This is a genomic window from Pseudomonas sp. SG-MS2, from assembly GCF_009933855.1.
Taxonomy (GTDB): domain Bacteria; phylum Pseudomonadota; class Gammaproteobacteria; order Pseudomonadales; family Pseudomonadaceae; genus Aquipseudomonas; species Aquipseudomonas putida_E.
In genome coordinates this window covers 1-23,486 of the sequence record NZ_MOMO01000168.1, presented here as the reverse complement: position 1 = coordinate 23,486, position 23,486 = coordinate 1, and the positions used below count along the sequence as shown (strand labels likewise).

Annotated in this window: 17 protein-coding genes; 10 read left to right on the top strand and 7 right to left on the bottom strand. The window is 63.9% G+C overall.

Translation table 11 applies throughout. From position 1 onward, the window contains the following. Positions 1–2,020 (bottom strand): peptidoglycan glycosyltransferase PbpC (pbpC, locus tag BLX42_RS14410; RefSeq protein WP_161872030.1); only part of this gene is annotated, 2,020 nt, incomplete at its 3' end. Positions 2,021–2,097: 77 nt separating this feature from the next. Between pbpC and BLX42_RS14405 the strand changes: the two genes are divergently transcribed. Then, positions 2,098–2,391, top strand: coding sequence for a hypothetical protein (locus BLX42_RS14405; RefSeq protein ID WP_046787853.1), 294 nt, complete (start codon positions 2,098–2,100; stop codon positions 2,389–2,391). A gap of 163 nt (positions 2,392–2,554) precedes the next feature. On the opposite strand, the gene BLX42_RS14400 is transcribed toward BLX42_RS14405, so the two are convergent. After that, positions 2,555–7,456, bottom strand: a complete 4,902-nt coding sequence (locus tag BLX42_RS14400) for an alpha-2-macroglobulin (RefSeq protein ID WP_161872029.1) — start codon at positions 7,454–7,456, stop codon at positions 2,555–2,557. Between the two features lie 133 nt (positions 7,457–7,589). On the opposite strand from BLX42_RS14400, the gene BLX42_RS14395 reads away from it, so the two are divergent. Beyond that, the gene (locus BLX42_RS14395; protein WP_119687818.1) at positions 7,590–8,927 is read left to right on the top strand and encodes an MATE family efflux transporter; all 1,338 of its coding nucleotides are present in this window, start codon (positions 7,590–7,592) and stop codon (positions 8,925–8,927) included. 108 nt (positions 8,928–9,035) lie between these two features. Here the strand turns inward: BLX42_RS14395 and BLX42_RS14390 are convergent, their stop codons facing one another. The 5 genes from BLX42_RS14390 to BLX42_RS14370 form a co-directional block, all read right to left on the bottom strand. Continuing rightward, the gene (locus BLX42_RS14390; protein ID WP_080952190.1) at positions 9,036–9,491 is read right to left on the bottom strand and encodes a transposase; all 456 of its coding nucleotides are present in this window, start codon (positions 9,489–9,491) and stop codon (positions 9,036–9,038) included. 152 nt (positions 9,492–9,643) lie between these two features. Then, positions 9,644–11,557, bottom strand: coding sequence for an arginine decarboxylase (gene speA / locus BLX42_RS14385; protein WP_012316398.1), 1,914 nt, complete (start codon positions 11,555–11,557; stop codon positions 9,644–9,646). Between the two features lie 149 nt (positions 11,558–11,706). Further along, positions 11,707–12,078 carry a translation initiation factor Sui1 gene (locus BLX42_RS14380; RefSeq protein WP_012316399.1) on the bottom strand — a complete coding sequence of 124 codons (372 nt, stop codon included), beginning with the start codon at positions 12,076–12,078 and terminating at the stop codon, positions 11,707–11,709. Positions 12,079–12,295: 217 nt separating this feature from the next. Next, complete coding sequence (locus BLX42_RS14375) at positions 12,296–12,832, bottom strand: NUDIX hydrolase (protein WP_046787850.1); 537 nt, start codon at positions 12,830–12,832, stop codon at positions 12,296–12,298. A gap of 2 nt (positions 12,833–12,834) precedes the next feature. Beyond that, complete coding sequence (locus BLX42_RS14370; protein ID WP_046787849.1) at positions 12,835–13,902, bottom strand: DUF2333 family protein; 1,068 nt, start codon at positions 13,900–13,902, stop codon at positions 12,835–12,837. Positions 13,903–14,148: 246 nt separating this feature from the next. On the opposite strand from BLX42_RS14370, the gene BLX42_RS14365 reads away from it, so the two are divergent. From BLX42_RS14365 to BLX42_RS14330, 8 genes are all read left to right on the top strand, one after another. Next, entirely contained in the window at positions 14,149–15,528 is a 1,380-nt protein-coding gene (locus BLX42_RS14365) for a diguanylate cyclase (RefSeq protein ID WP_046787848.1), read from the top strand. 113 nt (positions 15,529–15,641) lie between these two features. Continuing rightward, a complete protein-coding gene (locus BLX42_RS14360; RefSeq protein WP_161872028.1) occupies positions 15,642–17,603 on the top strand; it encodes a methyl-accepting chemotaxis protein in 1,962 nt (653 codons plus the stop codon). Positions 17,604–17,679: 76 nt separating this feature from the next. Next, the gene (locus BLX42_RS14355; protein ID WP_161872027.1) at positions 17,680–19,461 is read left to right on the top strand and encodes a protein-disulfide reductase DsbD; all 1,782 of its coding nucleotides are present in this window, start codon (positions 17,680–17,682) and stop codon (positions 19,459–19,461) included. 179 nt (positions 19,462–19,640) lie between these two features. Next, positions 19,641–20,093, top strand: coding sequence for a type II 3-dehydroquinate dehydratase (gene aroQ / locus BLX42_RS14350; protein WP_012316405.1), 453 nt, complete (start codon positions 19,641–19,643; stop codon positions 20,091–20,093). A gap of 102 nt (positions 20,094–20,195) precedes the next feature. Beyond that, positions 20,196–20,654: an acetyl-CoA carboxylase biotin carboxyl carrier protein gene (gene accB / locus BLX42_RS14345; RefSeq protein WP_046787845.1), complete on the top strand. Its 459-nt coding sequence runs from the start codon at positions 20,196–20,198 to the stop codon at positions 20,652–20,654. A gap of 17 nt (positions 20,655–20,671) precedes the next feature. Next, on the top strand, positions 20,672–22,027 hold the full coding sequence (gene accC / locus BLX42_RS14340) for an acetyl-CoA carboxylase biotin carboxylase subunit (RefSeq protein ID WP_012316407.1): 1,356 nt from the start codon (positions 20,672–20,674) through the stop codon (positions 22,025–22,027). 294 nt (positions 22,028–22,321) lie between these two features. Next, positions 22,322–23,200: a 50S ribosomal protein L11 methyltransferase gene (gene prmA / locus BLX42_RS14335; RefSeq protein ID WP_046787844.1), complete on the top strand. Its 879-nt coding sequence runs from the start codon at positions 22,322–22,324 to the stop codon at positions 23,198–23,200. Positions 23,201–23,242: 42 nt separating this feature from the next. Continuing rightward, positions 23,243–23,486 (top strand): MJ0042-type zinc finger domain-containing protein (locus tag BLX42_RS14330; protein ID WP_256671997.1); only part of this gene is annotated, 244 nt, incomplete at its 3' end.

Below are 23,486 nucleotides of genomic sequence, written 5' to 3'. Positions count from 1 at the left end.
GCCAAGGCTCGAGCGGGGCCGGCCAAAGGGCGACATCACGCGCGTGGGCACCTGGGCACGAGCCATCCACCCGCAGCCCCTGCGCGTTGACCCAGACCTGCTCACGCAAACCCAGCCCAAGCGGTTGATCGGCTGCCTGCAGGGTCGGCGGGGTGGTGCCGTCGAGTGTCCAGGCAAAGCGCTGGCGCCTGCAGTTGGTGTCTTGCCGGTTCATGGGCTGGCCCAGCGGCCAGCAGATCGCGGCCACGCCAATGCTGGCGGGCACCTGTTCGACCGGCACGCCAAGGCCCCGCTGGCTGTCACGGTTGGTCAGCAGGTCGTGAATCTGCAGCATCAGCGGCGCCGCCGAAGCCAGGCCGAACTGGCCGGGCACTGGGGTGCCGTCGGGCCGGCCAATCCACACGCCAATCAGATAACGCGGCCCGACGCCGATCGACCAGGCATCACGAAAGCCATAGCTGGTACCCGTTTTCCAGGCCAACTGCGGGCGTTGCACCAACTGCGCGTGCGGGTCACGGTCCGGCCGCGCCTGGCCGCTGAGAATACGGCGGATGATCCACGCCGCCCCCGGTGACAGCAGACGCCGCTCCAGCAGCGGATCCTGCGGTTGCAGACGCACCCGCGCACTGTTGCCGCCACGGGCCAATGCCGCATAACCACCCACCAGCTCCTCCAGGCGGCTGCCTGCGCCACCGAGGATCAACGACAGATTAGGCTCGGCCAATGGCGGCAGCGCCAGCGGCATGCCGGCCATGCGCAGTTGCGCAGCAAAGCGCTTGGGCCCATACGCTTCGAGCAACTGCACCGCCGGCAGGTTGAGCGACAAGGCCAGCGCCGAACTGGCCGAGACCGGGCCGCTGAAACCCATCGAGAAGTTGCCAGGCCGGTAATCGCCATAGCGGCGCGGTACATCCTGCAGCAGCGATTCGGAATGGATCAGGCCGTCGTCCAGGGCCATGCCATAGAGAAACGGCTTGAGGGTCGAGCCCGGTGAACGCAGCGAGTGGACCATGTCGACGTGGCCGAAACGGCGCTCATCGGCAAGTTCGATCGAACCCAGGTAGGCACGCACGGCCATGCTCTGCGCATCCACCACCAGCACGGCCGCGGAGGTACGTTCCGGCAAGCGGGCACGCCAGCCCAGCAGCAGATCCTCGAGGCGCCGCTGCAACGAGGCATCGAGCGTGGTGCGGATCAACGGCGGGCTGCCGGGAGTGTTCAGGCGGCGCGCCAGCAGCGGTGCCAAGGCTGGCTCCTTACGTGGGGCCAGCAATAACGGCTCTTCGGCAGCTTCCTTGATCTGCCAGGCAGGCCACACCTGATACTCGTCCAGGCGCTGCAGCACCTTGTCCCGCGCACGCTGGGCGCGTGCGGGGTGACGGTCCGGGCGCAACCGGCTGGGTGCCTGGGGCAGCACTGCCAGCAGCGCCGCTTCGGCAGGCGTGAGGTGCATCGGCGATTTGCCGAGGTAGGCCCAACTGGCCGCCGCCACGCCCTGCAAGGTGCCACCGAAGGGTGCGCGATTGAGGTAGATCTGCAGAATCTCGTGCTTGGACAGGTGCCATTCCAGCTGCGCCGTACGCCACAGTTGCCGCAGCTTGCCTGCCAGCGTGCGTTCGTGCGGGTCGAGTAAACGCGCAACCTGCATCGACAGCGTGCTGCCACCTGAAACAACCCGCCCGCCGCGCACGTTCAGCCATGCCGCGCGCACCAGCGCCAGCGGGTTGACCCCTGGGTGGTGGTAGAACCAGCGGTCCTCATAGGTCAGCAGCGCCTGCAGGTACAAAGGCGAAACCTCTTTGGGGCTGACCGGGTAGCGCCACACGCCCTCGGCATCGGCGAAGCGCCACAAGGGCGTGCCGTCTTCGGCCAGCACGACCCGCGCCAGATCATCTGCCGGCATGGGCAATGGCCAGATACGGTCAGCCAGCCACAACAGGCCGGCGATGCCCACCAGCGCCACCACGCTGGCGCGCAGGATCCTTGCCGCTCGGGTGCGCGGTCGCGCTAAGCTAGGCATCGGGAACCGACCGGGCCAGGTAATGGCCAAAGGCTTGGGGACGGCAACCTCGCCGATTCGTACATCAGGAAGCAACTATGCATGTAGAAGGTTTTTTCGAGTGGCTTGGCCAGGCACTGGGTTCGTTGATCCGCTTCATCGTCGACGCCTTGGGCGGCCTGTTCAACCTGCTGGCCAACGCCGGGGGCAACTTCATTGATGGCCTTGCGCGCACACTGGGCATGGACACCTCACTGGTCAGCATCCTTGCCCTGATCGTCGGCCTGCTGCTGCTGTACTCGGCAATCCGCGCCTTCATGCGCGCCTCGATCATCCTCGGGATCATCTGGCTGGTGCTGGGGTTGTGGGTGATGAGCTGGGTGATCCATTGAGCGTGCACCGTCAATTGTAGGAGCGGCCTTGCGTCGCGATCGGGCGCGCAGCGGCCGCAAAAACGGCACACACGATACTTCTTGTTCACCAGAGTTGCTGGTCTGGGGCCTCTATGAGGCCCTTTCGCGACGCAAGGCCGCTCCTACAAAAGAGCAGCATGCCCTACCTTGATTTGACCGTCATCTCACCCTGCCCATCGCCCACCGCCTGCAGGTTCGGCCGGTACATCGACTCCACTTGCGGCGGCGGTATACGGTAGGTGCCCGGGGTCACCGCTCGCGCCAGATACAACAGGTGAGTGGTGCCATAGCCGTCGAGCTTGAGCGCCGCCACATACCGGTCATCACGGTATTCCTGATGCACCACGCTGGCGTTTTGCATCGACTCACGCCACTGCTTCACTGCGCTGCTGGCATTGTTCAGGCTGGCAGCGCTCTGCGCCAGGTTCTGGTTCTCCAGCTCCAGGCCCGCCGGCAACAGGTCGACCACCAGCGCATCCGGAACCCGCTCCGTGGCCTTGAGCGCCAGATGCACCAGCACCAGGTCGCCGCTGCGCACGTTGTGCAGGTCCAGTACCTGGCCGTTCATGCCCAGGTATTCACGGCGGATCTCCATGCCGTTGCCGCCTGCGGCAGGCGCCTGACGTGGATAGCCCGAGAGGGTCAGTTGCTGGTAGACAGTTTCACTACCTTCGTTCTGCACACTCAGCGGCGAGGCCAACAGTGGGCCTTCGAGCTTCATGCCAGCGTCGCCATTGCTGAACTCCCGCACCTCACCGGCACTGTCCAGGCGCGCCTTCCACGGGCTCTCAGGCTTATCGAGCAAGCCACGCCCGGCCAGGTACAGCGCATTACGCTCCTGCGTCGACAGCCAACGGTTGGCGGCCAGCTCATCAGACAGCGCGAACAACCGCTGATCGACCTGGTTGCTGGCCAGATCACTCTCCTGCAGCAACGCCAGGATCAATGCCTGGTCACGCAGGCTGCTGCCGTAATCGGCCATCCAGCCTTTGCTGCGGCTGATACCCAGGCCTGCTTGCAATGCCTCCTGCGAACGCGGCTTGTCGCCCATCTTGTCCAGCGCCACCGCCAGTTGTACCAGCGGCAGGCCGGAGCGCGCATCGGCGCGCCGTTCGAACAGGCTGCGCAAGGCACCCAGCGGAGCCTGCTGGCTGCGCGAAAGTACCAGCGCAGCGTAGGCCTGCACGGCAAAGCGGGTGTGTTCGGCGTTCTCGCTGTAGTCGACCTCGATCAGGTTACGCTCCTGCAAGTAGCGCAGCAGGCGTTCATTGGCTTTCTTCAGCGCCTCGGCCGGCACACCGTAGCCTTGGTCACGGGCCCTGAGCAGGAAGTCGGTGACATAGGCGGTCAGCCAGTACTCCTCCTCGCTGTCAGAACTCCACAGGCCGAAGCTGCCGTTGTAGCGCTGCATTCCCAGCAGATGCTCGATGCCCATTTCGATCTTGCGCTTGCGCACCTCGGCCGGCTCGCCCTTGATCCCCAGGCGCTTGAGGCTCTGCGCATCGGCGTACAGCGAGGGGTACAGGCCGCTGGTGGTCTGTTCCAGGCAACCGTAGGGGTAGGCTTCGAGGGCACGGATCTGCTCGGCCAGGTTAAGTGGCGGGCGGCTCGACAGCGCCAGGCTGGCTTCCAGCCCGGCCGGTTCGAATGCTGCGAGGTCGGCTTCAGGCAGCGTCCAGGGCTGGTCCTTGAGAGCCACGCGGTAATGCTTGAGCACCGCCGGGTACGCGGGGCGTACGCCCAGCGTCCATTCACGCTCGAAGGTGTTCAGCGGCTCGCCCGGCAACTGCAGGCCATTGACCCGTACATGCACCTTGCCCTGGCCCAAGCCACCCTGCGCCTGCACCGGGATCATCAGGGTGGTGCGCTGGCCCTCGGCCAGGGCAACACGCTGCTGGGCGCTCATTGCCAGGCTCACCTGCCCCTCGGTGCTGATATCGACAGTCAGCTGCTGGGCCAGGCCGGAAAGGTTGGCCAGGTCCAGCGCCAGGCTGGTGCGGTCGCCACCGGCAAGGAAGCGCGGCGCCGAGAGTTCGGCAATCAGCGGGGCCGCCACCACGGTCTTGCCCTCGGCCATGCCGAAGTGGTCCTCGGTCCAGGCCTGGGCCATCAACCGCAGTTCGCCATTGAAGTCGGGAATATCAACGCTCGCCTCGCCCTCGCCCTGCTCGTTCAGGGTCACCGGCACACTCTGCCGGGCAACGATGGTGACCGTGGTGTTGGGGCGCTTGCCACCCTTGGCCATGGCTGCGTCACCGCCGAAGGCCAGGCTGGCCAGGCGCCCCTGACCGGCTTCGATCAGTTGGCCATAGATGTCCAGCTGGTCGGCGCCATAGGCCTTGCGGCCGAACAGGCTGGCGTATGGGTCAGGGGTCTTGAAGTCGGTGATGTTGAGGATGCCCACATCCACAGCAGACAACAGCACATGGGCCTGTTTGGGAATACTGCCATCGGCATTGGTGGCCTTGATCCTGACCGTCAGGGGTTGCTTGGGGCGCATCTTTTCCGGTGCTTGCAGGCTGACCGCCAGTTTGCGCTCGGCGCGGCCGAGCGGCAGGTGCAGCACACCGACGGCACGCTTGGGCGTGGCATTGGCCTTGCGCTCACCCGGGCGGATCACCAGGGCACTGATGTACAGGTCGTGGCGAGCCCACTGCTTGTCCAGCTGCACCTCGAAGGTCTTGCCTTCGGCGGGGACGTCGATCTCCTGCCACCACAGCGGGCCATCGCTGGATTCGATCATCAGGTAGCCATTGCCGGCAGCTGGCGGGGTTACCGTGACCTTGGCAGTAGCGCCATCAGCGTAAGCCGGCTTGTCCAGCGCCAGCTTGACCTGGTCGGGGCGCACTGCGCCGCCTTCGGCATTGTCCTGGGCGCGATACCCCGCCCAGAAGCGTTCGCTGGACACCAGGCCAGTCTGTGGGTCTTCCACCTCGACGCGGTAAGGTCCCCACTCGACCTGGAAGGTCAGCTTGGCAGTAGAGCCCGCTTTTACATTGACGCTTTGCTCGTTCTGAGTGAGGAATTTTTCGTTGTAGTTGTAGCTCCAGCCGTCACTTTGCGAGTAGTTCCAGTAGTAATCGCGGCGCTCTCGGATCAGCCGTACCTTGAGGTCGCTGGCAGCGAGCTTGTTGCCGTCTCGGTCGGCCACCAGGAACTCGAATTCCACCGGGCCGTCGCTGTCGGTTTCCTCGCCCTCGAACACGCCACGCAGGCCAGGCAGGCGGTCGGCGGGCCAGATCGGTTGTTCGAGACGACGGGTGATCGGTCGGCCACCGGACTCCTGCAAGCTGGCCTGCACGGTCAACTGCAGCGGCGAGCGCGCTTCGGCCCAGCGGCTTTCGATATCGACCACGGCCTTGCCAGCCTGATCGAGGGTCACTTCATCCAGCTCCAGGTCTTGGTTCAGCTCGGTTTCGGTGACCGAACCAAACTGATAACCCGGCAAAGCAGGTACCGCTTCGCGCAGGGGGCGCACGTACGCCTGGCCGCTCAGGCGATTGCCCGCCGCCGGCGCACCGTAGAGGTACCGGCCATTGACCTGGACCTGCGCCGTTTCTTCGGGCGAGAGCGGTGTGCTGCTGCCCTTCAGTTCAAGCGCCAGGCGTTCAGGAAGGAAGTCTTCGACGAGGAACTCATAGACCTGCTTGCGCCCCCCGCCAAGGTCGAGCAGCAGTTGCCAACGACCGGTCGGCGCTTCTGTAGCCAGTTGCAACTGGTACTGATAAAGGCCGTTGGCATCGGCCTCCCAGACAAACTTGCGGCTGACCTGCTCATCCGGGCGGCGTACCTCCACACTGACCGGCTGGGCCTTTACCGGCTTGCCATCCTGGTCGCGCAACAGGCCGTTGAGCAGCACCGTCTCACCCGGGCGATACAGGTCGCGCGGGCCAAAGATGAAAAACTGCAGCGGGTTTGACTGCGGGCCGGTGATGTCGAATTCGGCCAGGTCCAGCGCTGCAGTGTTCAGGCGTAACAGTGTGGTATGCACACCCTGGGTCGCGATCAGGGTATCGGCCTTGGCCGTGAGCGGCAGCTGGGCATGGCCTTGGCCATCGGTCTTGGCCTGGGCCAGCAGCTTGCCCTTGTCGTCATGCAGTTCGAGGTTTACCTGGTTGAGCGCCTTGCCGCCCTCCAGGGCCTGGGCAAACACGTCAAGACGGTCGCGATAGCGGTGGGCCGAAACGCCGATATCGCTGAGGGTGAACAGCGTCGCCGGCTGCGAATAATCGTAGGTTCCTGACGCGCGCATCACTGCCAGGTATACGCCCGGCTCCTGCAGCGGCTTGATCCCGGCGATCGGCAGCAGCACGGTCTCACGGGTATTGCGCGCCGGGTTGAGGTCGAACCGGCCGCTGTAGACCAGGTCGGCCAGGGCCAGGGTTTCCTTGGACTGGTAGTAGTAGAGGCTGCTGTTGCGGCCCCAGTTGACCAGGAAGGTCGAGAGCATGTCCGGCTTGACCCGGAAAAACTCGACATCGACCTTGTCGACGTTCAGGGCAATCACCGGCAGGCCCTCGGCCAGCCGCGTAGGCAGGAGCGAGCCACGGCTGGCGAAGCCGATGGTTGGCTGCATGTCGCGGGTTTCCAGACGGGTCACCGACTCGCTTTCCAGCTGCTTGCCGTTGACAGCCAGCAGGCCCTTGTCGACGGTCAACACAAGCTTGCGCTGCGGCTCGAGGTGACGCAGGCGCAGTTCCATCTGGTTGTCGGCAAGCTCCCAGGCACCGTCGACCTTGCCTTTGACGGTATCGACCAGATGCAGCTTGGCAGCGAAGTCCTGCTTTGCGTCCAGCGGTGCGGAAAAACTGACCGAGAGGGCACTGGCGCCGTCGAGCTGCACTTCCGAGACATCCAGTACGCTGAGCTCACGGCCTTCGTAGCGTTTGGCGAGTTCGGCAGGGTCCTGGCGCTTGGGCGCAGCAGATTCGGCCGGGGTGCTTGCCGCCGGTTTTTCGGTGGCGGCAGGTTTGTCTGGCGTGGAGGAATCACAGGCACTGAGCAGGGCCAGCGCGCAGGCCAGCAACAATCCTTTGTTGAACATGGAGTGGGGACTCTAATCGGCAGCGTATGCGTGAAGGCAGCAACTATAGCGCAACGGCAGGTGGCTGGCCGTTAGAATGCGGCCTATCGATCCAGAAGGGCCGCTATGCGGCCCTGTTTTCCCAGGAACTCAAATGTCGCAAATTGCCACCGACTGGCAGCACCGCCTCACCCACCGCAAAGTCTGGGCCCTGGCCGCACCGATGATTCTGTCCAACATCTCGGTGCCCTTGGTGGCCCTGGTAGACAGCACGGTCATCGGTCACCTGCCCCACGCCCATCAGCTTGGCGCAGTGGCGGTGGGCGCCACGCTGTTCACCTTCATGGTCGGCCTGATGGGCTTCCTGCGCATGGGCTCCACCGGCTTCGCTGCCCAGGCCGCGGGGCGTGCCGACGGTGCTGCGCTGCGCCAGGTCCTGGTGCAAGGCCTGCTGCTGGCGGTGGGCTTTGCCCTGCTCATCGGCCTGCTCGCCCTGCCCTTCAGCCAACTGGCGCTGCACGCGATGCAACCGAGCCAAGCCTTGCAGCAATCGACCGAGGCCTTCTTCCATACCCGCCTGCTCGGCCTGCCGGCGGCGCTGGCCAGCTACGCGCTGGTCGGCTGGTTCCTCGGCACCCAGAACGCCCGAGCACCGCTTGCCATATTGCTGACCACCAACCTGCTGAACATCGGCCTCAACCTATGGTTCGTTCTTGGCCTGGATTGGGGTGTGCTGGGGTCGGCGCGGGCGTCGGTGATCGCCGAGTGGGCGGCGGCACTGCTTGGCCTGGCCCTGACCCGCCCTGCCCTGCGCGCCTACCCCGGGCATATCGCCTGGGCGGCACTCAGGCGCTGGCAAGCCTGGCGGCCGTTGCTATCGGTCAACCGCGATATCTTCCTGCGCAGCCTGGCCTTGCAGCTGGTGTTCCTGCTGATCACCGTGCAAGGCGCGCGACTGGGCGAGGCCACGGTGGCGGCCAATGCACTGCTGCTCAACGGCCTGCTGCTCACCGCCTACGCCCTCGACGGCCTGGCGCATGCCGTGGAAGCCCTGTGCGGCCATGCTATCGGCGCCCGCGATCGCGACACCCTGCGCCGCTCGCTGGTGGTGGCCTGTGGATGGTCATTGATTACCAGTCTGGGTTTTGCCGGGCTGTTCCTGCTGGCCGGGCATGTGTTCATCGACCTGCAGACCGATATCGAGAGTGTGCGCGCGGCCGCCTATCCGTACCTGCCGTACCTGGCGGTACTGCCATTGGTAGCGGTGTGGAGTTACTTGCTGGACGGCCTGTTCATCGGTGCCACGCGGGCGCGGGAGATGCGCAATGCAATGCTGGTTTCGGTGCTGGTTGCATTGCCGCTGGCGTGGGCCATGAGTGGCTTTGGCAACCACGGGCTGTGGTTGGCGTTTCTCGGGTTCATGGCGTTGCGGGCGGTGACGTTGGGATGGGTGGGCTGGCGCCTGCAACGAAAAGGACTGTGGATTCACTGATGCTGGGGCTGCCTTGCAGCCCTTTCGCGACGCAAGGCCGCTCTACGGGCGACCGCTGTAGGAGCGGCCTTGTGTCGCGAAATGAGGGCGCAGCCCTCACCTGCACACTCACAGCCATACACAATCCCAGTGAGAATACTCGCCAGCACGCTGTACCAGTCCGGCACGGATTGGGTTGGCGATGATGTATCGAGCAACGGCCCTGATGTCCTGCTCACGCCGTAACGCTCGGTCATGGAAGCCAGGTTGCCAGATACGGCGCCTATCAGCTCCGGCCCGATAAAGCGCGCAACTGCTTCGAGATTTGAATGCGCACATCAATTCGCCAAGCGTTCCGTGGCCTAGCTCGATCAGCCAGTGCAGATGATCTGGCATCAAGACCCACGCTAGCGTTCGACAGCACGCTTCCTGATCGCTCAGCCGCAACTGGTGAATGGCGGCTCGGGCGAAAGGAAGATTCTTGAAGATTGGAGCGCGATTGCGGGTAACCGTTGTTAATAGATACAACCTCCCCTGCTCCGAGTGGCGGCCTTTGCGCAAACGGTGATTGCCTTGACGGTCCATGTCGGTATCCCTTGAACATTGCGTTCAACGGTAGTCAGCCCCATGCAGCTGGGTACGTTTGTTCCTTTTCCTGATGTGACACCGGTGAGGGCTGTGCCCTCATTCGCGACGCAAGGCCGCTCCTACAGGGGTAGCAGGAGCGGCCGTGACAATCACGACGACAGGTAGGAAGACCGGGTCAGCCCCAGGCGCAGTGCATCGAGGAACTGGGTACGCTCTCGGGCGCTGATCTTGGCGCTGGCCACCTTGTCGCGGTAGTGGGTCATCAACTCCTCCGGCGACAGGTGCACATAGCGCAACATGTCTTCGATGGTGTCGTGGGTCTCGATACCGGCGTGGAACACGCTGCCATCGGCGTTCTGGTAAATGTTCACCGAGTCGGTATCACCGAACAGGTTGTGCATGTCACCGAGAATTTCCTGGTAGGCACCGACCAGGAACACGCCCAGCAGGTAGTCCTCACCGTCCTTGAGCGAGTGCACCGGCATGCTGGTCTCGATGCTCTGCTCGTCGACGTACTGGTTGATCTTGCCGTCGGAGTCGCAGGTCAGGTCCTGCAGCACTGCACGGCGCAGCGGCTCTTCGTCCAGGCGGTGCAACGGGATGATCGGCAGCACCTGGCCGATGGCCCAGGTGTCCGGCAGGCTCTGGAACACCGAGAAGTTGCAGATGTACTTGTCGGCCAGCTTGTCGTTCAGTTCGTCCAGCACCTGACGGTGCGAGCGCTGGCGGGCCTTGAGCGAGTTGTGCAGGCGACGGCACACGGCGAAGTAGCACTGCTCGGCCAGGGCCTTTTCGGCCAGGCTGATCTTGCCATCGGCATATTGCGCTGCCACGTCACCCATGTAGTGCGTGGCGCGCCAGTAGGTCTCGGTGACCATCTCGATGTCGGTCGGGCCGAGCAGGTCGGCCAGCCACTGCACGGTCTCGGGCAGGCTTTCCTTGTTTTCGATGGTCGGCACGTCGTCGTTGTGTTTCTCGACGTCGGTCACCTGGATCACCAGCATGGCGTGATGCGCAGTCAGCGAACGGCCACTCTCAGAGAAAATGTGCGGATGCGGCAAGCCCTGCGCGTCGCAGAACTCCTTGAGCATGCCCACCACCACGCCGGCATAGTCGTCCATGTCGTAGTTGATCGAACTGGCGTTGCGCGAGTGGGTGCCGTCGTAGTCCACACCCAGGCCACCGCCCACGTCGATATGGTCGACCGGCAGGCCCAGGGCACGCAGCTCGCCGTAGTAGCGGATGGCTTCCTTGAAGCCATGCTGGTAGTCGGCCAGGTTGGCGATCTGCGAACCCATGTGGAAGTGCAGCAGGCGGATGCCCTGGTCCAGCCCGGCATCGCGGAAGCGCTGCACGACCGAAATCAACTGGGCAGCCGACAGGCCGAACTTGGACTTCTCGCCACCGGTGTCTGCCCACTTGCTCGAAGCCAGCGACGACAGGCGAACGCGCAGCCCAACCTGCGGCTTGACCTTGAGCTCGGCGGCCTCTTCGATCACCAGCGCCACTTCGGACTCTTTCTCGATGACGATGAACACATTGTGGCCGAGCTTCTGGCCCATCAGCGCCAGGCGGATGAACTCGCGGTCCTTGTAGCCGTTGCAGACGATGGTGCCGCCCTTCGGCGCCAGCGCCAGCACCGCCAGCAGCTCAGGTTTGGAACCTGCCTCCAGGCCGATGGAAACGTTCTGCGTGGCGATGATGTTCTCTACCACCGCTTCCTGCTGGTTGACCTTGATCGGATACAGCGCGGTGTACTGGCTCTGGTACTCAAGGCGCGCGATGTTGGCGTCGAAGGCACCAGTCAACTGGCGCACGCGGTCCTGCAGAATGTCGGGGAAGCGTACCAGCAGCGGCAGCGACAAGCCGCTCTGGCGCAGCTCATCGACCTGCTCGAACAAGTCGATCGGCGCGCTCTGAGGGCCGTTGGGGCGCACTTCGACGCGCCCGGCTTCATTGATGGCGAAATAACCAGCGCCCCAATGGCGGATACCATAAACACTGCGGCTGTCGGCCACGGTCCATTGGCTACCATCGTCTTTGCGTGTGCGTCGTACGGACATTCAAGTCCCCTATAAAGTCGAAAACACTGCCCCACATGGTGGCGGGCGCAGTGTAAAAGCTGGAAATGACGATTCATCCGTGCCCAGCAATAGACCCTGGTCACGGGAACGAGTTTAGAAAGCGCTGGGCAAAAAATCGCGTGATGGCCTCAGCCCCCGGACTTTTTCGCCTTGAAACCCTGTTTGGTCAGCTCGCCGATCAACAGCTCGACATGGTCGCCCTGGATCTCGATAACCCCGTCCTTCAGGGCACCGCCGGTACCGCAGCGGCGCTTGAGGGTGGTGGCCAGCTCCTTGAGCTGGTCTGGCGGCAGCGGCACGCCGGTGACAGTGGTCACGGTCTTGCCGCCACGGCCTTTGCTCTCACGGCGAACACGGGCGATGCCGTCGCCTTCGGGGATGGTTTGCTGCTTGCAGATGCAGGCATCCACCGGCTGGCTACAGTCGGGGCAGTGCCGACCGGCGTCGGTGGAAAACACGAGACCGCCAAGGGCGGAAAAGGAAGAAGCTTTCTTGGCCACTTTTGTTCCTCTGTGCTGAGGACAAAAACTGGTCGGCAGGAGCCGACCGCGAAGCCCCACTCTGGCAGGGGCGGCGCTACTGCCGCAAGATCCTGCAACAGCCCGAAAAGGGCGCGCAGTGTAACGATAAATCAGGTGATTGCTAAGTACCGGAATGCGCCATTTTGCGAAAGATTTGCGACCCATGGGACCCTGGGACCGCAAAGCGGCCCCAGCCTTAGCCCAGACTGACCTTGTACCGCTGCAGCGCCGCCAGCGAGTCCGGACAGTAGGGCTTGCTGAGGCTTTCTGCCTCAGCCTGGGCGAGGCTGATGAACCTCGCCTCGCTCACCTCTTCAGGCTGCAACCGCAGCGGCGCGTCCGACACTGCCGAATACACCGCGCACCATAACCGGTTGTCGGGCTGGTCGAAGTAGAACCGTTCGTGGAAACGCAACTCGGCGCCCTCGATGCCCAACTCCTCGGCCAGTTCACGGGCCGCCGAGTCGGCATACGCCTCCCCCGCCGCCACCATGCCGCCTGCGGCCACATCCCAATAGCCCGGATACAGTGCCTTGCTCAAGGTGCGCCGGTGTACGCACAACTCACCGGCGCCATTGAACAGGAGAATGAAGGTACAGCGGCCAATCAGACCACGCTCGCGAAGCTCCGCCCTTGGCAGCGCACCAAGCACCTGATCGGCTTCGTCCACCCAGGCGACCAGTTCGCGGTCGGAAGCCGCCCGGTGGGCGGCCTCGTTGGGGCTTATAGCCATGTTCAACCCTGCGACAACAGTTGACGCAGGTCGATGACCGCCGCGTTGGCCCGCGAAATATAGTTGGCCATGACCAGCGAGTGGTTGGCCCACATGCCGAAGCCGCTGCCGTTGAGCACCATCGGGCTCCACAACGCTTCCTGCGACGCCTCCAGTTCACGAATGATCTGGCGCACGCTGACGGTGGCATTCTTCTTCGCCAGCACGTCAGCGAAGTCCACTTCGATGGCACGCAGCAGGTGCGACAGCGCCCAGGCCTGGCCGCGGGCTTCGTAGAACACGTTGTCGATCTGCAGCCAAGGCGTTTCCACCACCTCCTCGTCCACCTGCGGCGCTTGGCCAGCAACCACCGATTCGGTCTTCAGGGTGGTATTGAGCTTGACCCGGCCAACACTTGCCGACAGGCGCTGCGACAGCGAACCCAGGCGCGTGGCGACATCGCCCAGCCAGTTGTTCAGGTTGTCGGCACGGGTATAGAAGATCGCACCCTTGTCGCCAGCCGCCAGGCGGGTCTGGTAGCGGGCAAGCGATTTGATGCCCTCCTCGAACTCCGATTCGCTCGATGGCAGGATCCAGCTCTTGTTGTCGAAGTTGAAGCGCGGCTCGGCCTTGGCAAGGTCGGCGTCCTCGGTGGACTGCGACTGCGAGCGGGCGAAGTCTTTGCGCAAAGCGCGGGACAGGTCACGCACCTGGACCAGCACGCCGTATTCCCAGCTCGGCATGTTGTCCATCCACAGCCCCGGCGGGAAGCGATCGTTGGAAATGTAGCCGCCCGGCTTGTTCAGCAGGGTTTCGGCCACAGTCTTGAGCGTTTCGATGGTGGTGTAACCAATCACCATCTGCTGGCCGTTGCGCTCGGCTGCTGCCTGGGCATTCTGCTGCACCGGGAACAGCTCCGGTTCCTGGCTCCAGTACCAGCCCAGCCCGATGCAGACCAGCAGGTACAACCCGATCAGGGTCCCCAGGGCTCGGCTCCAGAGGCCACCCACATAGCTACGGGCGGCAGCACCGCGGCCATCGACACGCTCACGGGGCTCGGCCTTGGCCTCGCGGTTTTTCCAGTCCAGCATGGCTTTGTCCTTATCAGTCACGACGGTTCAGGGCTTTTGACCACAGGCCAGTGCCAGGGTGCCACGGCAAGCCCACGTTGCTGCACTATAAAGCAGACACCACCGTACGCATAAGCGACCAATCGGTCAGCAACTGAATATTCGTCATCAACGCTTTGTTGATCCCGCGCACTCGCATGCCTGGAAAGAGCTGCTAGCATAGAGCCATCATCGCACCTGCATATCCCACTAATAAGTAGTCAGGACATGACCCAAGCCGCGGAGCCGAGCCAAGAGCGCCTCAAGCAGGAGCTCGATCACCTGTTGCAACGCCTGTCGCGCACTCGTTTGCGCCAGGGCGACCAACTTGATCAGCTGACGTTGCCACCTGCTCGCAGGCCGGTGTATCTGCTGCTGCGCGACCATGAGCGCGCCGAGCGTCTGGCCCAGCAACTGGAGTTCTTCGGCCTGAGCGTGCAAGCGCTGTTCAGCGTCGACGCGTTGCTGGCGTCAGTGGCCGAGCAGGCACCCTCTGCCATCGTGATGGATGTCGACTTCAGCGGGCCAGGTTGCGGCATGCAACTGGCTGCACAGGCGCAGTCGGGTCTGGAGCAGCCGATCCCGCTGCTGTTCTTCAGCCTGCACGAAGCCGACACGCCAACGCGCCTGGCCGCAGTACGCGCAGGTGGTCAAGCATTTCTCACCGGCACACTGGAAGCCTCCAGCCTGCTTGAGAAGCTCGAGATCATGACCAGCACCGCGCCTCTTGAACCGCTGCGCGTGCTGATCATCGACGACTCGCGCACCCAGGCACTGCACACCGAACGCGTGCTGGGCAGCGCCGGCATGATCACCCGCAGCCTGACCGACCCGATCCGCGCCATGGCCGAGTTGGCCGAGTTCCAGCCCGACCTGATCATTCTCGACCTGTACATGCCAGCCTGCTCGGGCCCGGAACTGGCCAAAGTGATCCGCCACAACGACCGCTACGTCAGCGTACCCATCATCTACCTGTCCGCCGAGGACGACCTGGACAAACAGCTCGACGCCATGAGCGAGGGCGGCGACGACTTTCTGACCAAACCGATCCGCTCGCGCCACCTGATCACCACTGTGCGCAACCGTGCTGCCCGAGCGCGCCACCTCAAGTCGCGCATGGTCCGCGACAGCCTTACCGGCCTGTACAACCACACGCACATCCTGCAATTGCTGGAAGATTGCAGCTTTCGCGCCCGTCGCGAGGGCCAGCCGCTCAGCTTTGCCATGCTCGACATCGACCACTTCAAGAAGATCAACGACCGCCATGGCCACCCCATGGGTGATCGGGTTATCAAAAGCCTGGCGCTTTTTCTCAAGCAACGGCTGCGCAAGACCGACTTCATCGGCCGCTATGGCGGCGAGGAGTTCGCCATCGTCATGCCCAACACCGCACTGGATGCCGCGCACAAGGTGCTCGACGAGATTCGCCGGCGCTTCGCCGAAATCCTCTACCCGGCACAGCCTTGCGACCTGCGGTGCACGTTCAGTGCCGGGGTGGTGCAGCTGGACGATGAGCTCGATGCATTGAGCATGGCCAGCACCGCTGACGAGGCGCTGTATCGGGCCAAGCATGCGGGGCGCAACTGTGTGGTGCGGGTCGAGCCTTAGCCGGCCGGCCCGCGCCCATTAGATAGCGTTAAGCCACCATCGTCATCACCCCGTCACAAAATAGCAATAACTTCAGGCACCTACCCCTCCACCCCCGCAGGAAGTTCGCGGCTATGCGCCTGAAGTGGCTGACCAATTTCAACACCCTGTTGCTGGTGACCGTGTGTATCGCTCTGGGCGCGACCCTTTGGTGGTCGCAGCGCGCCCTGGAGCGCCCCTATCAATTGATGGAACGCTATCTGGGCCTGTCGCAGCAGTTCCAGAACCAGGCCGCGCGCAACATCCAGGCTTATCTGGGCAGCGGCGACGCCCTGCGCCATGCGGCGGCGCTGGAGGCCAACCAACAGCTTGGGCAGGCACTGGCCGACTGGCCTGAAGAGCTGGCCGGCCAATTGCGCCCAAGCCTTGATACCCTGCAAGCCTTCACCGCCAACGAGCTGCTCGCGGCCGGCAAGCTGGCCGGCGACCCTCAAGCCCTGCTGTTGCAGGCCGAACGTGAGCTAGGCGCCAACTTCGAACAACTGGCCAGCTATGCCCGTGACAGCGCCAGCAGCGAGGCGAGCCGTTACCTGCTGCCGTTGCTCGACGCCAGCGTACACCTGGGCCGCCTGTCGCTGGCCCGTGACAAACTGGTCAGCAGCAGCCGCGCCGAGCTGGCCGACGAGGTGGAACGCGAGCTGCAACTGATCCGCGCCCAGGCTCAGGTCATCGACAACCTGCCGTTGCTGGGCGTGACCCGCGCCGCCGAATCAAACGCCGATGATTTCGCCGCCATGATGGGCCTGGAAACGCAGGCCGCCGGGCAACAGGAAGACGTTGCCGTTGGCCTCAAGCGCGAACTGCAGAGCCTGCTCAACCGCTACCCTGGCGAACTGCAACGCACCCGCGAACAGATCGAGCGGCGCACAGCCCTGGCCGCCAGCACCAATGAACGGCTCGACGCCGTGCAAAAAGCCATTGCCAGCCTTGAGCCTGAAGTGCGCGGCCAGCACGCCCGTATCGCCAGCGAAGTGCGCCTTATCCAGGGCCTGATGATCGGCCTGATCCTGCTGATCGCCCTGCTCATCGACACATTGCAGCGGCGGCTGACGCGCACCCTGACCGGCCTGGCCCCGGCCCTGTCGCGATGGGCCGAAGGCGATTTCGCCGCCCCCATCGCCCTGGGCAAGACCAACCGCGAGCTGCACGACATCCAGGAATCGCTCAACCGCCTGCGCCAGTACCTGGTGGAGCTGGTCGGCACCATCCGCCACAACGCCGAGCAGGTGGCCGGCAGCAGCCACGCACTGGCCGGCATGAGCGCCGCCCTGCATGACGGCGCAGAGCGCCAGGCCGGTGACACCGGGCAGATCCGCGATGCGCTGGGCGAACTGGAAGCCACCATTTTGCAGGTGGCTGGTGATGCCAGCTCCGCGGCCGATGCCAGCCGCGATGCCGGCCGCGCCGTGGAGCAAGGCCAGACGGTGATCGGCCAGAGCCTTGGCGGGCTGCGCACGCTGGTCGATGAGGTGCAGGGCAATGCCCGCATGATCGAACAGCTGGCCGAGGAGTCGGCCACCATCGGCGGTGTGCTCACCGTGATCAGATCGATCGCCGAACAGACCAACCTGCTGGCATTGAACGCCGCCATCGAAGCTGCCCGCGCGGGCGAAATGGGCCGCGGCTTTGCCGTGGTTGCAGACGAAGTACGCTCGCTGGCACAACGCACCACAGGCGCCACTGGCGAGATCCAGGCCTTGATCGACCGGCTGCAACAGGCGGCACGGGAGTCGGTGACAGGTATGCGGGCGCAACTGGAACATGCGCAAGCTACAGCTGACCAGGCTCAGGCTGCCGATGGCGCGCTGGACGAGATCGTCAACGCGATCCGCACCATCGCCGATACTGCAGTGCGCATTGCCGACGTCACGGCGCAGCAGAGTGATGCGGTGAGCGAGATTCGAGGGCACAGCGAGCGGATTCATGAGCTGGGTGAAGACAACCTGCAGCGCATCGGTGAAGGGCGCGAGCAGGGCGAGCAATTGCTGACCCTTGGCGGCGAGCTGAACCGTGCGGTGCGGGCCTTCAGGCTGTGATCGTTTGCCTGCACTGCCCCCCAACCAAGGCCAACTCCGCTATCATGCCGGGCACGTTCCACCTCGCGAGTCCGCCATGCGCCGCCTGTTTTTCCTGCTGTTCCTGCTGCTGGCCAGCCCTGCCTTCGCCACGGGCCTGCTCGACAACCGCCCCAGCGCCACCCTCGGCGCCGCCTCGCTGAGCAACAGCGCAGACTTTTTGCCCGTACATGAAGCCTTCAAGCTCAGCCTGGTCCAGGCCGATGCGCACACCATCAAACTGCGCTTCGTCGCCACCGACGGCTATTACCTCTACCGCCATCGCTTCCAGTTCCGCAGCGAACCGGCAGACATCACCCTGGGTTCGCCGAACATTCCCAAGGGCGAGGCCAAGCACGATGAGTTCTTCGGCGACGTCGAGGTCTACCACGGGGTGCTCGACATCGAACTGCCGCGCACCGACGCCCGCGCATTCACCCTGCTGGTCGGCTACCAGGGCTGTGCCGACAAGGGCCTGTGCTACCCACCAGAGACGGCACGCCTGAGCATCGACGGCGCAGGGGGGAGCACGGCCGACGCCCCGGCGACGGCCAGCGAGCAAGGCTGGAGCTGGAAATCGTTGCTGCTGTTCTTCCTCGCCGGGGTCGGCCTGACCTTCACGCCCTGCGTGCTGCCAATGCTGCCGATCCTCTCTGGCGTGGTCCTGCGCGGCCAGGTCGCCGGCCTGCGCGGCCTGGCCCTTTCGCTGGCCTATGTGCTGGCCATGGCCGCCAGTTTCGCCCTGCTAGGGGCGCTGATGGGCCTGTTCGGTGCAGGCCTGAACCTGCAGGCGCGGCTGCAATCGGCTTGGGTACTGGTGCCTTTCGCGCTGTTCTTCGTGCTGTTCGCACTGGCCATGTTCGGCCTGTTCGAACTCAAACTGCCACAGGCCTTGAACAATCGCCTGGACACGCTCGCCCACCGCACCAAGGGCGGCTCGCTGCTGGGTGCAGCAGTGCTGGGCGTGCTGTCCAGCCTGCTGGTTTCGCCGTGCGTCTCGGCACCATTGGCCGGCGCCTTGCTGTATATCAGTGCCAGCGGTGACGCCCTGGGTGGCGCACTCAAGTTGTTTGCCCTCGGCCTGGGCATGGGCGCGCCATTGTTGCTGGTAGCTACTGGGGGCGCGGCCTGGCTGCCAAAGAGCGGGCCTTGGCTGAACACCGTGAAAAACGCTATTGGTGTGTTGCTGCTGGGCCTCGCCATCGGCCTGCTCAGCCGCGTGCTGCCGGGGCCGGCAACCTTGTTGCTGGTCGGTTTCCTGAGCGTGGGCGTAGCCGTTTTCCTCGGTGCGCTGGAGTTCGTGGTCAAGGCGCCACGCCAACGCCTGGCGCAACTGCTGGGCCTGGCCCTGCTGGTCTACGGCCTGGCCTGCTGGTACGGCGCCCTCAATGGCCAGGGAGACCCGCTGCGCCCATTGCCTGCGCCAGCACCGACAACCGTCGGCAGTGGCCCGTCAGCTTCGGTGGATGCTTGGCAAACCGTCACTACGCCGGCTGCACTTGACGCAGCCCTGGCCGATGCGAAAGCTGCGGGGCAGCCGGTCTTGCTCGACTGGTACGCCGACTGGTGCATCAGCTGCAAAGTCATCGAGCATGAAGTACTCAACGCAGCGCAGGTCCAACCGCAACTGGGCGCATTCAAGTTGCTGCGTTTCGACATCACCGAAAGCAACGCCGAGCAACGTACCCTGCTCGACCGCTACCAGCTGTTCGGCCCGCCTGCACTGCTGTTCTTTGCCGCGAACGGCAGCGAAATGACCACCGATCGGGTCATTGGCGAGATAAACGCCGCCGAATTTGCGGGTGTTCTGGCGCGCGTGCGCGGCAAACTCGGTCTATAACTTCCCGCGTGCCGGCATATTTCTGCGAACGAGTGACCAGATTTTAATATTTGGTCACATACTTCGCGCGAACCTCGGACATCGTGCTGGCTATTGCCGGGAACTGGACACTTGCCGTCGCTTTACGGCACACTCGCCGCGCTGTGTCGAATTGCCCTACAAATCCAAGGAATCTGCAGATGGCAACGCTACTGGTGCTTCACGGCCCCAACCTGAACATGCTCGGGCTCCGCGAACCGGGCCACTACGGCGCCGTGACCCTGGCCCAGATCAACCAGGACCTGGAGCAGCGCGCCCGCGCCGCAGGCCATCACCTGCAGTACCTGCAGAGCAATGCCGAGTACGAACTGATCGACCGTATTCACGCCGCACGCAACGAGGGTGTGGACTTCATCCTGATCAATCCGGCTGCTTTCACCCACACAAGCGTCGCATTACGTGACGCATTGCTTTCGGTGAGCATCCCATTCATCGAAGTGCACCTGTCCAACGTGCACAAACGCGAACCGTTCCGTCACCACTCCTACTTCTCCGATGTAGCCGTAGGGGTGATCTGCGGCCTGGGCGCCAGCGGGTATCGCCTGGCCCTGGAGGCCGCACTGGAACAACTGGCTGCCAACGCACAGCCCTGATGATAGAAGCCCTGGCCTGAGTGGGCCGGGGTTCGAGAAAAACGTTTCAGATACGTTTTTAACTTAATGCCCCCTGACCGAACCTTTGGGAGTTGATGATTAATGGATATCCGTAAAGTCAAGAAACTGATCGAGCTGCTGGAAGAGTCTGGCATCGACGAACTGGAGATCAAGGAAGGCGAAGAGTCGGTCCGTATCAGCCGTCACAGCAAGACCCCAGCCGCTCAACAGTTCTACGCACCTGCGCCAATGGCTGCCGCTCCTGTAGCTGCTCCAGCCGCTGCTGCCCCGGTTGCCGAAGCTGCCGCCGCTGCCCCGGCCCTCAAAGGCACCGTGATCCGTTCGCCAATGGTCGGTACCTTCTACCGCAAGCCTTCGCCGACCTCGCCGAACTTCGCTGAAGTTGGCCAGAGCGTGAAGAAAGGCGACACCCTGTGCATCGTCGAAGCGATGAAGATGATGAACCACATCGAAGCCGATGTCGGCGGCGTTATCGACGCCATCCTGGTGGAAGACGGTCAGCCGGTTGAGTTCGACCAGCCGCTGTTCACCATCGTTTGATTCGCGGAGAGCCAACGATGTCTGGGAAGCTGGAAAAAGTCCTGATCGCCAACCGCGGGGAAATTGCCCTGCGGATCCTGCGTGCCTGCAAAGAACTGGGCATCAAGACCGTCGCCGTGCACTCCACGGCCGACCGCGAACTGATGCACCTGGGCCTGGCAGACGAGTCGGTCTGCATTGGTCCTGCTTCGTCCAAAGATTCGTACCTGCACATCCCGGCGATCATCGCCGCCGCTGAAGTGACAGGCGCTACCGCCATCCACCCGGGTTACGGCTTCCTCGCGGAAAACGCCGACTTCGCCGAGCAGGTGGAGAAGTCCGGTTTCGCCTTCATCGGCCCGCGCGCCGACACCATTCGCCTGATGGGCGACAAGGTTTCGGCCAAGGACGCGATGATCAAGACCGGCGTACCGACCGTACCGGGCTCCGATGGCCCGCTGCCGGAAGACGAAGAGGTCGCCCTGGCGATCGCGCGTGATGTCGGCTACCCGGTGATCATCAAGGCCGCCGGTGGTGGTGGTGGTCGCGGTATGCGCGTGGTGCACAAGGAAGAGGACCTGATCGCCTCGGCCAAGCTCACCCGTACTGAAGCCGGTGCAGCCTTCGGCAACCCGATGGTCTACCTGGAGAAGTTCCTGACCAACCCACGCCACGTGGAAGTTCAGGTACTGTCCGACGGCCAAGGCAACGCCATCCACCTGGGCGACCGCGACTGCTCGCTGCAGCGTCGTCACCAGAAGGTACTTGAAGAAGCGCCTGCGCCGGGCATCGACGAGAAGGCCCGCCAGGAAGTCTTCAAGCGTTGCGTCGATGCGTGCGTCGAGATCGGCTACCGTGGCGCCGGTACTTTCGAGTTCCTGTACGAAAACGGCCGTTTCTACTTCATCGAAATGAACACCCGTGTGCAGGTTGAGCACCCGGTCTCGGAGATGGTCACCGGTATCGACATCGTCAAGGAGATGCTCAGCATCGCCGCTGGCAACAAGCTGTCGATCCGTCAGGAAGACGTGGTGATCCGCGGCCACTCGCTGGAGTGCCGGATCAACGCCGAAGACCCGAAGAAGTTCATTCCGAGCCCAGGCAAGGTCAAGCACTTCCACGCCCCGGGTGGCAACGGCGTTCGCGTCGATTCGCACCTGTACAGCGGTTATTCGGTTCCGCCGAACTACGACTCGCTGATCGGCAAGCTGATCACCTACGGCAAGGACCGCGACGAAGCCATGGCGCGCATGCGCAATGCCCTGGACGAGATCGTCGTCGACGGCATCAAGACCAACATCCCACTGCACCGCGACCTGGTGCGTGATGAAGGTTTCTGCAAAGGCGGCGTGAACATCCACTACCTCGAGCACAAACTGGCCAACCAGGAGTGATCGCGTTAGCGTGATGCAGCAAAAAACCCGGCCTTGTGCCGGGTTTTTTTGTGGGGTTGTTCTCAGGCCATCGGTTATGCGCTACCACGGTTACCGGCCCGATCGCTGGCAAACCTGCGCCTACAGTCAGATCAGTGCACTGACAAACAGTGAAGAGCCCGTGGGACCCGGCTCGCCGGCGATTGGCCTGCAAGGCAGCCCCTCAAGTCATCCACAAACACACCGCACTCGCGTAAACTGCCAGCCTTCGCGCAGCCTCGGGCTGCCCCTCTCGATTTACCAAAGGTGCCCGCCATGCCTTGGCTGCAAGTACGCCTGGCCATCAGCCCGGAACAAGCCGAAACCTACGAAGACGCCCTGCTCGAAGTCGGCGCCGTATCGGTCACGTTCATGGACGCCGAAGACCAGCCCATCTTCGAACCCGACCTCAACACCACGCCGCTGTGGTCGCACACGCACCTGCTGGCACTGTTCGAGGCGGACGCCGACCCTGAGCAGGTATTCGCTCACCTGCGCCTGCTGACCGGTGCGCAGCTGCCGGAACACCAGGCCGAAGTGATCGAAGATCAGGATTGGGAACGCAGCTGGATGGACAACTTCCAGCCAATGCGCTTCGGCCGCCGCCTGTGGATCGTGCCAAGCTGGCACGAAGCGCCGGAAAAGGACGCAGTCAACCTGCTGCTTGACCCTGGCCTGGCCTTCGGCACCGGCACCCACCCGACCACCGCCCTGTGCCTGGAATGGCTCGACGGCCAACAGCTCGAAGGCACCCAGGTGCTGGACTTCGGCTGCGGCTCGGGCATTCTGGCCATCGCTGCATTGTTGTTGGGCGCACGCGAAGCGGTCGGTACCGACATCGACGTGCAGGCCATCGAAGCCTCGCGTGACAACGCCCAGCGCAATGGCGTCGCCGACGAGAAGCTGGCGCTGTACCTGCCCGAGCATATGCCGGCCATGCAGGCCGACGTGCTGGTCGCCAATATCCTGGCTGGCCCTTTGGTCTCGCTGGCGCCGCAGCTGTCCGGCCTGGTACGCCCAGGTGGCCTGCTCGCGTTGTCTGGCATCCTTGCCGAACAGGGTGAGGAGGTCGCCGCGGCCTACGCCGCCGACTTCGAGCTGGACCCGATCGTCGTGCGCGACGGCTGGGTGCGCATCAGTGGTCGCCGCCGCTAAGCGGGCCTAAAATACTTCTCTGCACAGCTCCCGGATCGCCGCATGACCGACAGTTTCGTCACCCAGTGCCCGCATTGCCAGACCAGCTTTCGCGTCACCCATCACCAGTTGAGCGTGGCGCGCGGCGTAGTGCGCTGCGGCCATTGCCTGCAGGTGTTCAACGCGGCGAAGCAACTGCTGGAGCAGAACCGCGCCAGCGCCGCCCCGGCCGTGCCGCCGATACCGGTGGTCGCGCTCGTCACCGCGCCCGAGCCCCCGGTCAGCGAGCGCTCAGCCGCCGAGCCGC